Annotated in this window: 11 protein-coding genes; 2 read left to right on the top strand and 9 right to left on the bottom strand. The window is 72.7% G+C overall.

Going from position 1 to position 11987, the window contains the following annotated elements; all coding sequences use genetic code 11:
• Nucleotides 1–31 precede the first annotated feature (31 nt).
• The 6 genes from ACF09C_RS35765 to ACF09C_RS35740 form a co-directional block, all read right to left on the bottom strand.
• The gene (locus ACF09C_RS35765; protein ID WP_392097630.1) at nt 32–2200 is read right to left on the bottom strand and encodes an MMPL family transporter; all 2169 of its coding nucleotides are present in this window, start codon (nt 2198–2200) and stop codon (nt 32–34) included.
• 20 nt (nt 2201–2220) lie between these two features.
• A complete protein-coding gene (locus ACF09C_RS35760; RefSeq protein ID WP_392097628.1) occupies nt 2221–2997 on the bottom strand; it encodes a cytochrome d ubiquinol oxidase subunit II in 777 nt (258 codons plus the stop codon).
• 11 nt (nt 2998–3008) lie between these two features.
• Nucleotides 3009–4343 carry a cytochrome ubiquinol oxidase subunit I gene (locus ACF09C_RS35755; RefSeq protein WP_392097626.1) on the bottom strand — a complete coding sequence of 445 codons (1335 nt, stop codon included), beginning with the start codon at nt 4341–4343 and terminating at the stop codon, nt 3009–3011.
• 174 nt (nt 4344–4517) lie between these two features.
• On the bottom strand, nt 4518–5183 hold the full coding sequence (locus ACF09C_RS35750) for a response regulator (RefSeq protein WP_392097624.1): 666 nt from the start codon (nt 5181–5183) through the stop codon (nt 4518–4520).
• Entirely contained in the window at nt 5180–6406 is a 1227-nt protein-coding gene (locus tag ACF09C_RS35745) for a sensor histidine kinase (protein WP_392097622.1), read from the bottom strand. The genes ACF09C_RS35750 and ACF09C_RS35745 overlap by 4 nt, the downstream gene beginning before the upstream one ends.
• Before the next feature lie 35 nt (nt 6407–6441).
• A complete protein-coding gene (locus ACF09C_RS35740) occupies nt 6442–6942 on the bottom strand; it encodes a pyridoxamine 5'-phosphate oxidase family protein (protein WP_392097620.1) in 501 nt (166 codons plus the stop codon).
• A 248-nt stretch (nt 6943–7190) separates the two neighbouring features.
• On the opposite strand from ACF09C_RS35740, the gene recA reads away from it, so the two are divergent.
• Both recA and recX read left to right on the top strand, forming a co-directional pair.
• The gene (gene recA, locus ACF09C_RS35735) at nt 7191–8330 is read left to right on the top strand and encodes a recombinase RecA (protein ID WP_362424874.1); all 1140 of its coding nucleotides are present in this window, start codon (nt 7191–7193) and stop codon (nt 8328–8330) included.
• 4 nt (nt 8331–8334) lie between these two features.
• Nucleotides 8335–8901, top strand: a complete 567-nt coding sequence (gene recX / locus ACF09C_RS35730; RefSeq protein WP_392097618.1) for a recombination regulator RecX — start codon at nt 8335–8337, stop codon at nt 8899–8901.
• A 48-nt stretch (nt 8902–8949) separates the two neighbouring features.
• On the opposite strand, the gene ACF09C_RS35725 is transcribed toward recX, so the two are convergent.
• The 3 genes from ACF09C_RS35725 to ACF09C_RS35715 all read right to left on the bottom strand — a co-directional run bounded on the left by ACF09C_RS35725 (nt 8950) and on the right by ACF09C_RS35715 (nt 11930).
• A complete protein-coding gene (locus ACF09C_RS35725) occupies nt 8950–9381 on the bottom strand; it encodes a rhodanese-like domain-containing protein (RefSeq protein ID WP_392097677.1) in 432 nt (143 codons plus the stop codon).
• A gap of 80 nt (nt 9382–9461) precedes the next feature.
• Nucleotides 9462–10037, bottom strand: a complete 576-nt coding sequence (locus tag ACF09C_RS35720; protein WP_392097616.1) for a cysteine dioxygenase — start codon at nt 10035–10037, stop codon at nt 9462–9464.
• Nucleotides 10038–10247: 210 nt separating this feature from the next.
• Nucleotides 10248–11930 carry an FAD-dependent monooxygenase gene (locus ACF09C_RS35715; protein ID WP_392097614.1) on the bottom strand — a complete coding sequence of 561 codons (1683 nt, stop codon included), beginning with the start codon at nt 11928–11930 and terminating at the stop codon, nt 10248–10250.
• Nucleotides 11931–11987 lie beyond the last annotated feature (57 nt).

Raw genomic sequence — 11987 nt, 5'->3', positions numbered from 1 at the left:
GGCCGGACGTCAGGCGCGGTCCGGCCGGACGTCAGGCGCGTTCCAGCCGTACCTTCGGCAGGATCCGCGCCAGCGGGGCCGGGAGCCACCACGCGCGCCGGCCCAGCAGCTGCATCACCGCGGGCACGATCAGACAGCGGATCACCACCGCGTCCAGCAGGATCGCCACTGCGAGGCCGAGCCCGAACTGCTGGAGCATCCGGTCGGGGCTGAGGACGAAGGCGGAGAACACCACGATCATGATCGCCGCGGCGGCCGTGATGACCTTCCCGGTCGCCGCGAGACCCTCCCGTACCGCCCCTTCCGGGTCCTGGGTGCGCTCCCACTCCTCGTGGATCCGGGAGAGGAGGAAGACCTCGTAGTCCATCGAGAGGCCGAAGACGATCGCGAAGATCATCACCGGGATGAACGCCTCGACCGGGCCGGGCTCCACCCCGAACCAGCCATGCTGGAAGACCAGCGTGATCACTCCGAGGGCCGCTCCGATGCTCACCAGATTGAGCAGCGCCGCCTTGACCGGGATCAGCACGGACCGGAAGACGAGGAGCAGCAGGACCATGGAGAGGCCGACGACGACGGCCACGAACAGCGGCATCCGGTCGGCGACCGTGGCGGCGAAGTCCTCGGTCGCCGCCGTCGGTCCGCCGACCAGCAGGTCGGCGCCGGTCGCCCGCTCCACCGGCGGCAGGACGTCCGAGCGGAGCCGGTCGACGAGGTCCGACGTCGCCTCGGCCTGGGGCGCCGACTCGGGGAAGGCGATGACGGTCGAGACGGCCGCGTCCCGCGTCGGGATCGGCGCCGTCGCCGCCGCGATGCCGTCGGTGTTCTCCAGGGCCCGACGCACGGCGGCGCCGGCCTGGTCGCCGCCGCCGTCGGCGACCACGATCAGAGGCCCGTTGAAACCGGGCCCGAAGCCCTCGGCCAGCAGGTCGTACGCCTGCCTGCTGGACTTCGCCGGGGCGTCGTTGCCGGCGTCGGCGAAGCCGAGCCGCAGGTCGAGCGCGGGCGCGGCGAGCGCGCCCAGGGCCACCGCGGAGACCAGCAGCGCCGTCCACGGCCGCTTCTGCACGGCCGTCGCCAAGGCCCGCCACCGGGCGCCCTCCGGCCGGGTCGCCTTCGCGGCCCGCCGGGTGACCTGCCGCTGGATGCGCCGCCCGAAGAGGGCGAGCAGCGCCGGGAGCAGGGTGAGCGAGGCGGCCATCGTGACGAGGACGGTCAGGGCTACGGCGAGCGCCACGCCCTGCAGCGAGCCGAGGCCCAGCACGACAAGCCCCATCAGCGCGATGATCACCGTGCAGCCCGCGAAGAAGACCGTGCGCCCCGCCGCGTCGAGCGCGGTCCGGGCGGCCTGCTCGGGCTCCGCGCCGTGCAGCAGTTCGGCGCGGTGCCGGGAGAAGATCAGCAGCGCGTAGTCGATGCCGACCCCGAGGCCGACCAGCATCATGATGGGCGGGGTGAAGTCCGCGACGTTCGCGACGTGCGAGGCGAGCGCGATGAGCCCGATGGAGCTGCCGACCGCGAAGAGCGCGGTGACCACGGGCAGGCTCGCCGCGACCAGGGACCCGAACAGGAAGACCAGGATCACCAGGGCGCCCAGCATGCCGGCGCCCTCGGCCGGACCGCCGCCGCCCTCCTCGGCGCCGCGCGCCGCCTCTCCGCCGACGGCGGCGGTCAGCCCGTCGCCCTGGGCCGCCCGCACGGTGTCGATGATCTTCAGGACCTCCTCGCGGTCGGCGTTCTCGGCGGTGCCGTCGAGGGTGACGGTGGCGTAGGCGACGGCGCCGTCGGCGGAGACCGCCGCCCTCTCCTCGTACGGGCTGCGGACGTCCGTCACGCCGGGGAGCTTCTCGACCGTGTCGAGCAGCCCCTCCACGCGCGCGTGGACGGTCTTCTCCCGGACACCCCGCTCGTCCTTGACGACGATCTGGAGCGTGGCGTCCGTGGCCTGCCCGGAGCCGTGCCGCTCCAGGACGGTCCTGGCCGCCTGCGCATCCGTACCGGGCAGCGAGAAGTCGTTGTGGTACGCGCTCCCGACGGCCGTCGACGCGCCGGTCGCGGCGGCCACCACCACGATCCACAGCAGCACGGCGGACCAGCGGTGGCGGTACGAGAAGCCGGCAAGGCGCTCGAAGACGCTGCCCCGACGCGCGTTCGGCGGAGGCGACGACAGCGGGGGTGCGTTGTCCCGCGTAGTGGTCATGATCATTTCCCTTCTGGGAGTTACAGGTACGAGGGACGGGTCACCCGGTGCCGGAAGGTGCGCCAGGTCCACACCTGGGCGGCGACGAGGAACGGGGTGACGACGAGCAGGGCGGGTACGAGCAGGGCGAGCGTGGCGCCGTCGGCGGCCCGCTCGGTCAGGGGGAGGGCGCTCCCGGCGAGCAGTGGCAGGGCCCCGAGCAGGGCCGCGGTGAGCGCGAAGGACTGCCACCTTCCGGTGCGCCCCACCAGCAGCCGGGCGCGCTCGAACGGCAGCCCCGTCAGTCGGAGCGCGGCGAAACCGAGCCCGTGCGCGGCGAACAGGGCGGCCGTGGCGAGCGCGACGAGCACCGCGGTCGCGCCGCCGGCCCGCTCGTACGGCGTACCGGTCAGCGGCGCGGCCAGCAGCCACCCCCAGGACAGCGCGACCGCCCAGCTGCCGCACACCACGGCGCCGTCGCAGGCCGCCCGCCAGCGTCGGCCCGGTCCCCGGCCGCGCGACCAGAGCGCGATGTCACGGACGATCCAGCCGCCCAGCAGGGGCACGAGGACCGTGAACTGACCGGACAGCAGCTCCCCTTCGAGGTCGGGGAAGCAGCCGACGAGCACGCCCGCCGTGGCGATCAGCCACACCTCGTTGCCCAGGAAGAAGGGCGCGAAGGAGGCGATGACGAGCCGGCGTTCGTGGTCGGAGCGCCCGAGGTACGGGCTGAGCATCCCGGTTCCGATGTCCGCGCCCGCGAGCACGAAGTAGCCGGTGGCGAAGAAGGCGAGCAGGACGATGGCGAGGGTTTCCACGGCCGGGCTCCTCAGTAGCTCGTGGCGGGCAGGGAGTCGACGGGGCCGTCGGGGCCGCCGTCGGGCCCGCCGGACGCGTTGCCGGGGCCGCCGTCGGATCCGCCCCGGTCGTCGTGGCCGAGGCCGGCGTCGACCGGGCCCCGGCGGGCGGTCCGGGCCAGCAGCCAGGCGTTGAGGACGACGAGCAGCCCGAAAAGGGTGGTGAAGACGATCAGCGAGGCGCGCATGGCGCCGGGGGACAGGTCGGAGACCGCGTCCTCGGTCTTGAGTAGGCCGTACACGACCCAGGGCTGGCGGCCGGCCTCGCGGAACACCCAGCCGCTGATCATCGCGAGGTACGGCAGCGGTACGGCGGCCATGAGGGCCAGGTGCCAGAGCCGGAAGCGGAAGACGACCTTCTTGAAGCAGGCCAGGATCACGCCGGCGAAGGTGAAGTACATCATCAGGGCGAAGCAGATGAGCATGACGAGACCGCCGCCGCGGGTCCATGCCTCGGAGGGGACGTAGTCGCCGGGACCGAACCGGGCGACCATGTCCGCCTGGATCTGCGCGATTTCGGATGTCTTCTGGCTGAACACGGCCGACTTCATGGGCTGGAAGGTGCTCAGCGCGGCGAACTGGATACCGCCGAAGACGGCCGTGACCATCAGCGCGGGGAAGGAGAGGAAGACTCCGATCCGCAGGCTCCGGCCGAAGAACTCCCACTCGGGCGTCCGCCGGAACAGGTGGTACGCGCTGACACCGGCCATGAAGAAGCCGGCCGTGAGCAGCGCCCCCGCGAGGATGTGCCCGAAGGCGAGCAGCGCCGAGGGGTTGGTCAGCACGGCGACCGGGTCGTCCAGGACGAGCGTGTCGCCGCCCTCGGCCACCCGGTACCCGACCGGGTGGTTGAGGAAGCCGTTGGAGACGAGGATCCAGTACGCCGAGAGGTACGCGGTCAGCGTGACGACCCAGATCATGGCCAGATGGACCCACCGGTCGAAGCGGTGCCAGCCGAAGATCCACAGCCCGAGGAAGGTCGACTCGACGAAGAACGCGACGATCGTCTCGACCGCGAGCGAGGCGCCGAAGACATTGCCCGCGTAGTGCGTCAGCCCGCTCCAGCTCATGCCGAACTGGAACTCCATCACGATGCCGGTGACGATCCCGACCGCGTAATTGATCACGTACAGCTGGCCCCAGTAGCGGACCATGCGCGCGTGCAGGGGCTGCCGTCCGATCGTCGCCACCGTCTGGACGACGGCGACCACGGTCGCGAGCCCCAGCGTCAGAGCGACGAAGAGGAAGTGGCCGCCCGCCGTGAGGGCGAACTGGAGCCGGGCGAGATCGAGGACGTCTGGGTTCACGCCGTCAGCGTCGGCGTACGGCTACGGGGCCCGCGTCGCCCCGGGGTGGTCAGTGGCCGTACCCCAGCGGTTGCGCCGCCCCACGCGCGCGTACCCCGGAAGTTGCGTCCACGCGCGCGTGCCCCCCTAGGGGGCACGCGGCCTGCGTCCGTGCCTGCGTCCGTGCCCGCGGCCTCAGCCCAGCCAGCCGGGCGTGATCATCCCCGACTCGTACGCGAGGATCACCAGCTGCGCCCGGTCCCGCACGTCCAGCTTGGTCATGATCCTGCTGACGTGGGTCTTCGCGGTCGCGGGGGAGAGCACCAGGCGCTGGGCGATCTCGTCGTTGGAGAGCCCCGCCCCCACGAGGCCCATCACCTCGCGCTCCCGCTCGGTGAGGGCGTTCAGGCGCGGGCTCGGATCCGGCTGCCTGGAGCGGCCGGCGAACTCCGCGATCAGCCGGCGGGTCACGGCCGGGGCGATCAGTGCGTCGCCGCGGGCCACCACCCGTACGCCGTGCAGCAGTTCCATCGGCTCGGTGTCCTTGACGAGGAAGCCGCTCGCTCCGGCGCGCAGCGCGCCGTACACATGGTCGTCGACGTCGAAGGTGGTCAGGATGACCACCCGGACCCCTTCCAGACGGGCGTCGGAGGTGATCCTGCGGGTGGCCTCGAGCCCGTCGAGGACGGGCATCCTGATGTCCATCAGGACCACGTCCGGGCGCAGTTCGCGCGCGAGGGCGATCGCCTGCTCGCCGTCCCCGGCCTCCCCGACCACCTCGATGTCGTCCTCGTCGGCCAGGATCGAGCGGAAGCCGGCCCGGACCAGGGTCTGGTCGTCGGCCAGTACGACGCGGATCATCGGGGGTCCCCCTCGGACGTGGTGGTCGTGGACGCGGGTGCGCCGAGCGGAAGCCGGGCTTCCACCCGGAACCCCTCGGCGGTGCTGTGCGCGGTCAGTTCGCCGCCGAAGGCCCGGGCCCGCTCGGCCATGCCCCGGATACCGCTGCCCAGCGGCAGCTCCTCCGGCGCCCCCTCGCCGTCGTCCTCGATGCGCAGCCGCAGCTCGTCGGCGCGCCAGTCGAGGGCGATCGTGGCGGTACGGGCACCGGAGTGCCGGGTCACGTTGGTCAGCGACTCCTGGACGATCCGGTACGCGGCGAGGTCGACCGGCGGCGCCAGCGGAACGGGCGTGCCCGTCAGCTCCGTGCGGACGTCGAGGCCCGTGCTCCTGGCCCGCTCGACGAGCTCCCCGAGCAGGGCGAGCCCGGACGTCGGGCCGGTCGGCGCGGCCTCGTCGGCCTGACGCAACACCCCGAGCGTGGCGCGCAGCTCACGCAGCGCGTCCTTGCTGGTGGCCTTCACCGCCTGCAGCGCCTCCTCGGCGGAGGCCAACGCGACCTCGGGCTCCGGCTTCTTGCTCAGCCGGTGCAGCACCGCCCCCGACTGCACGTTGATCAGCGAGATGCTGTGGCCGAGCACGTCGTGCAGCTCCCGGGCGATCCGCAGCCGCTCCTCGGTGGCGCTCTGCCGTGCGCGCGCCTCCTGCTCCCGCTCGGCGGCGAGCGCCCGCTGCTCCACTTCGTGGAGATAGGCGATCCGGGTCCGCTGGGCGCGGCCCACGGCGACGAGGCTGATCAGCCAGCCGGACAGCATCGCCAGCGAGGTGTCGTCGATCTGCCGATGCCCGCTCTCCTGCCGGAGTTCGCCGAGGCCGACGGCGAGCAGGGTGACGGCGGCCAGCGCGACCGCGGCGACGAACCGGCCCTCCGCGGCCGTCGTGTACAGCGCGAGGGCGAAGGAGATCATCAGCGGCCCGTCCTGCGCCGACACCGGGTAGTAGCCGACGCAGGCGAGCAGGGTGACGACGGCCACGGCGACGGGAGCCCGCCGCCGGAAGGCGAGCGCCCCGCAGCCGACCGCGATCAGCGCCCAGGCGACGACCGTCCTGGCCACCGGCTCGTCCACGTTCCGCGCGGACAGCAGCGTCCAGGCGGTCACGACGAGGGTGACGACCAGGGCCACGACGGCATCTGCGGTCCGCGGGGGCATGCGGCCACCACGGACGCGGAAGGGGAGGGCCATGTCAGGAAGGATAGGCGGGTGCGGTGCGGGGCCGTTCAGGCGCGTCGACGCTCCTCACGCGCGCGCATCAGCTCCTCGACCGCGGTCGGCAGGGTCGTGTCGAAGTCGATCAGCTTCGCCCACGTCGGGGTCACCACGATCCGGACCATGCCGTCGGCGTAGAGCGAACGGACCTCGGCCTCCCAGACGACCCGCTGCTCGGGCGTCATCACGTACGAGCTGTTCGCCCGGAGGTACTCGTCCGGGATGCCGTCGACGGCGTCCAGTGAGGCCCGGCCCCGGATGAGCAGGATCTTGGGCGGGTGGACCTCGGTGTCGATGGTCAGGGCGACCGCAGGGTTGACGCGCAGGGCCGCCAGCTTGGGGGCGTTGGGAGGGGTGCACATGACGACTTCCGAGCCGTTCCAGGCGAAGCCGATCGGAATCGCGCGGGGAGTGCCGTCCTCGGCGACGTAGGCCAGCCGGGTCACGTCGCGGGCCAGCAGCTCCCGGCTGATCGGACGGCTCAGGACCTCGGTGATCTCACTCGGCCGCACGGTCGGACCCACCTTCCAGGGCGTTGCACCAGTCGTCCAGCAGTCCCCCGGCAGTCCCTCCAGTTTAGGAGGGTCGACGCGCGTGGTGCGCTTGACACCAAAATCGAACATCCATTCTTATGGGATTCCGGCCCTTGGTATCGCGGGGTTGTGGGCGAGTTATCCACAGGTCGGAGGGACGCCGGGGCCCATTGTCAGTGGCAGGGGTTAGCGTCTTTCACATGAAGCGATCGACTCAAGCAAACCGGGTGGAACCCATGGCAGGTACCGACCGCGAGAAGGCTCTCGACGCCGCGCTCGCGCAGATTGAACGGCAATTCGGCAAGGGTGCCGTGATGCGCATGGGCGACCGCACCCAGGAGCCGATCGAGGTGATCTCCACCGGCTCGACCGCCCTCGACGTCGCGCTCGGCGTCGGCGGCCTGCCCCGCGGCCGTGTCGTGGAGATCTACGGCCCGGAGTCCTCCGGTAAGACGACCCTGACCCTGCACGCCGTCGCCAACGCGCAGAAGGCCGGCGGTCAGGTCGCCTTCGTGGACGCCGAGCACGCCCTCGACCCCGAGTACGCCAAGAAGCTCGGCGTCGACATCGACAACCTCATCCTGTCCCAGCCGGACAACGGTGAGCAGGCCCTCGAGATCGTCGACATGCTGGTCCGCTCCGGCGCCCTCGACCTGATCGTCATCGACTCCGTCGCCGCGCTCGTCCCGCGTGCGGAGATCGAGGGCGAGATGGGCGACTCGCACGTGGGTCTCCAGGCCCGACTGATGAGCCAGGCCCTCCGGAAGATCACCAGCGCGCTCAACCAGTCCAAGACCACCGCGATCTTCATCAACCAGCTCCGCGAGAAGATCGGCGTCATGTTCGGCTCGCCGGAGACCACGACCGGTGGTCGCGCGCTGAAGTTCTACGCCTCGGTGCGTCTCGACATCCGCCGTATCGAGACCCTCAAGGACGGCACCGACGCCGTCGGCAACCGCACGCGCGTCAAGGTCGTCAAGAACAAGGTCGCGCCGCCCTTCAAGCAGGCCGAGTTCGACATCCTCTACGGCCAGGGCATCAGCCGTGAGGGCGGCCTGATCGACATGGGCGTGGAGCACGGCTTCGTCCGCAAGGCCGGTGCCTGGTACACCTACGAGGGCGACCAGCTCGGCCAGGGCAAGGAGAACGCCCGCAACTTCCTGAAGGACAACCCCGACCTCGCCAACGAGATCGAGCGGAAGATCAAGGAGAAGCTGGGCGTCGGCGTCCGGCCGGGTGCCGCTCCGGCCGAGGAGACCGCGGACGGCGCGGAGGCGGCTGCCGCCACCGCGACGGACGACACGGCCAAGACCGCCCCGGCGGCCAAGGCCACCAAGGCGACCAAGGCCCCGGCGGCCAAGAGCTGAGCCAGTGACCGGTCGCACCGAATGGCCGGGTGACAGCCCCGACTCGTCGAGGGCCGAGAAGGAGCTGTCGCCCCAGGAACCGGCTGAGCGGGCGCGGGCGATCTGCCTGCGCCTGCTCACCGGGACCCCCCGTACGCGCAAACAACTCGCCGACGCCCTGCGCAAGCGTGAGATCCCCGACGAGGTCGCCGAAGAGGTCCTCTCCCGCTTCGAGGACGTCGGGCTGATCGACGACGCCGCCTTCGCCGACGCCTGGGTGGAGTCCCGGCACCACGGGCGAGGACTCGCCCGCCGGGCCCTCGCGCGCGAACTGCGGACCAAGGGCGTCGACCCCTCGCTCATCCAGGACGCCGTGGGCCAACTGGACTCCGAGCAGGAGGAGATCACGGCCCGCGAGCTCGTCGACCGCAAGCTCCGCGCCACCCGGGGCCTCGACCGGGACCGCCGGCTGCGCCGCCTCGCCGGGATGCTCGCCCGCAAGGGCTACCCCGAGGGCATGGCCCTCAGAGTCGTCCGCCAGGCCCTGGAGGCCGAGGGCGAGGACACGGAGGACCTGGACGAGCCCTTCTGACCCCGGGGCACGGAGACCCGGGGACCCAGGGGCCCCGGGACCGAACCGCTACGCGGGCGTTCCCGGCGGGCCCGGTGGCAGGACCGGCAGGCCGGCCTCCTTCCAGGCCTGGAAGCCGCCGATCACGTCCGTCGCCCGGTGCAGCCCCAACTGCCGCAGGGAGGCCACCGCCAGCGAGGACGCGTACCCCTCGTTGCAGAAGACCACCACCCGCAGGTCGTGGCTGTCCGCCCCCGGAGCCCGGTGGCTGCCCGAAGGGTCGAGCCGCCACTCCAGTTCGTTGCGCTCCACGATCAGCGCGCCCGGAACCAGCCCGTCCCGCTCGCGCAGTGCCGCGTACCGGGTGTCGACCAGCAGCGCGTCACCCGCCTCGTACGCCTCGTGGGCCGCCCGGGCCTCGATCCGGTCGATCTCCGACCTGACCCGCTCCAGCAGCTTGTCGATCCCCACCCGCTCGGGCACCCGCTCCTGCTCGGCCACTCGCTCGGGCACCCGATCGCCCGCGCCCGCGCTCTCGCCCGCCTGCCGCTCCCGGCTCTCCCGGCGCTCCCACCGCTCACTCACTGCCAGTCCTCCGGACGCTCGACCTGCTCAAGACGGAGCACCGCGCCCGACCGGCTGAAACGCCGGATCAACGGGAGCGGTGGATAGTACGCGTGGACCGACACGGCGTGCGCGTCGGCTGCGTCGTTGAGCACCTCGTGCACGTGGTGCTGCCCGAACGCGCGCCCCTTGCCGGCCGGCAGGCGCCGCTTGCGGTCGACGCCGTCGGCCAGCTCCAGGGTCTTCCAGCCGCCGGCCGGCAGGCGTACCGCGAGGGAGCTCTCCCGCAGCGTGCCGCGCGCCGTGGTGAACGCGCCGTGCGACTCGGCGTGGTCGTGCCAGCCCGTGCCCGTGCCGGGCGGCCAGCCGATCAGCCAGGCCTCGCTGCCGCCGGGGCCGTCGAGGCGCACCCACGTACGGCCCTCGGGATCGAGGGGGAGGGAGTCGATCAGCGCGTCGTCCGCCGCCGTCCGGCGGACGAAGTCCAGCAGGTCGGCCGCCGTCGGCGCCGCCGAGGCGGGCGGGCCGACGGGGGTCGAGGGCGCTACGGAGGGCGAGGGTACGGCGGGGGAGGGCAGGCCAGACTGGGGCACGGAGAACCGTCCTGGAAGTTCGCGGGAGAGACGCGCGACGGCCCACGCCGACGTCGGTCGGCGGCCGGGAGCGCGCGAGGAAGGGGCGAATTCAGCAGGACGGGCGACACACGCAGCCCGCGAAACGGAGAAGATCCATATGGACCCTCCGCCACAGGCGCACATCGGTGTCGGTCACGCTCCGGAGTACACCATGTGCGCCCGCGAGGGTCAATTGATGTCCGCGGTACGGTCGCTCGGCGTGGACCCCCGTGAGATCGCCTTCCGCTCGTCCCCGCTCGCCGAGGGCTCCGCCTTGCCGCCCCGGGTCGCGTCCGCCGCCGCGTACAGCTCGTCCGGCCTGACCCCCGGGAACGAGGCGACCAGGTGCCCGTCGGGGCGCACCAGCAGGACGGTGTGGGCGACCGCGCCCGGGTAGGCCTCCGTCACCAGCAGTTCCGCCTTCACCGGCAGCGCCCGCACCGCCTCGGCGAGCCGTGGCATCACGCCCGCGCTCACCCAGTGCCGCCGGTCCCACACCCCCGTCCCGGGGGCGACGAGCACCACCAGGAGCCGCCCCCGACCGAGCCGGTCGCGGAGCCGTACGGTCGTGCCGTCCGGCGCCGTCACCCGGACGTCCTCGACCGGCGCGCCTGCCCCCGTGCCCACCGCGCTCCGTGACGCTCCGGCGTCCTGGGGCGCGAGGGGGGAGTGCGGGTACGCGGGGGGCGCCCCCAGCGGGCCGCGCCCGAGGTGACCGTCCGTCAACAACACGTCGTGGCTGCGGGACCCGCCGGGCAGGTACGTCCGCAGCCCGCCGCCGCCCCGGAGCACCGGGAGCGACTGGTCGGCGGCCCGCAGCCGGGAGGCGACGGCGGCCCGCCGTTCGCTCTGGTAGCTGTCGAGCAGCGTGTCGGAGGCCCCGTGGTGCCAGGCGTACGCGAGCTTCCAGGCCAGGTTGTCGGCGTCCCGCAGCCCCTCGTCGAGGCCCTGCGTGCCCACCGCGCCCAGCAGATGGGCCGCGTCGCCCGCCAGGAACACCCGGTCCACCCGCCAGCGCCGCGCGAGCCGGTGGTGCAGGGTGTGGACGCCGGTGTCGATCAACTCGTACGGCGGAGTCACCCCACCGCACCAGCCGGCCAGGGTGTCGCGGATCTTGGTGACCAGCGCGTCCGGGGTGACGAGGTCGCCACGGGCCGGCAGCAGCCAGTCGATCCGCCAGACGCCGTCCGGCAGCGGACGGGCCGTGACCTCCTCGCCACCGCCACGCCACGGAGGCTGACGGTGCAACAGGGCCTCGCCGGGCCACGGCAGTTCGGTGCGCAGGGCGGCCACCGCGTGCCGCTCCACCGCCGTGCGTCCGGGGAAGCGGATCGAGAGCAGCTTGCGGACCGTGGAGCGGGCTCCGTCGCAGCCGACCAGGTGGCTGCCGCGCCACCAGGTGCCGCTCTCGCCGGCCCCGGGGCCGCGCGTGTGCGCCGTGACGCCGCGTGTGTCCTGCTCGATGGAGTCGAGGCGGGCGTCGTTGACGAGCTGGATCAGCTCCTGTCCGGCGATCGCCGCGCGCAGACCGCGCGCGAGGGCGTGCTGCGGGATGTGCAGCGGAGCCGCGGGGCCTTCGGCGTCACCCTCCGCGTCGCCGAGCCCGAGGCTGAGTTCGATGTGCCGCATCTGTTGCTTGCGTCGCACGGATCGCCAGCCGACCCAGCGGACCCCCTCGTCACGCAGCGTGGCGCAGCCGAGGCGTTCGACCATCGCGGCCATGTCCGCGCGCAGCACGACCGTACGGGCCGGGCGCGGATCCTCCTTGCCGGGCCCCTCGTCGAGGACGACGCTGGGTACTCCCTGCGAGGCCAGGGCAAGGGAGAGCGCGAGGCCCACGGGCCCCGCGCCGACGATGATCACCGGGTCCACGGCGCGGCTCCTGAAGGCCGTTCGGTCATGCGGGTAGCACAGCGAAGTGTGGCGCGA

It is taken from the genome of Streptomyces sp. NPDC014870, from assembly GCF_043081505.1.
In the GTDB taxonomy this organism is placed as follows: Bacteria; Actinomycetota; Actinomycetes; order Streptomycetales; family Streptomycetaceae; genus Streptomyces.
The sequence above is the reverse complement of the archived record's forward strand: the minus strand, read 5'-3'. Positions and strand labels throughout refer to the sequence as shown.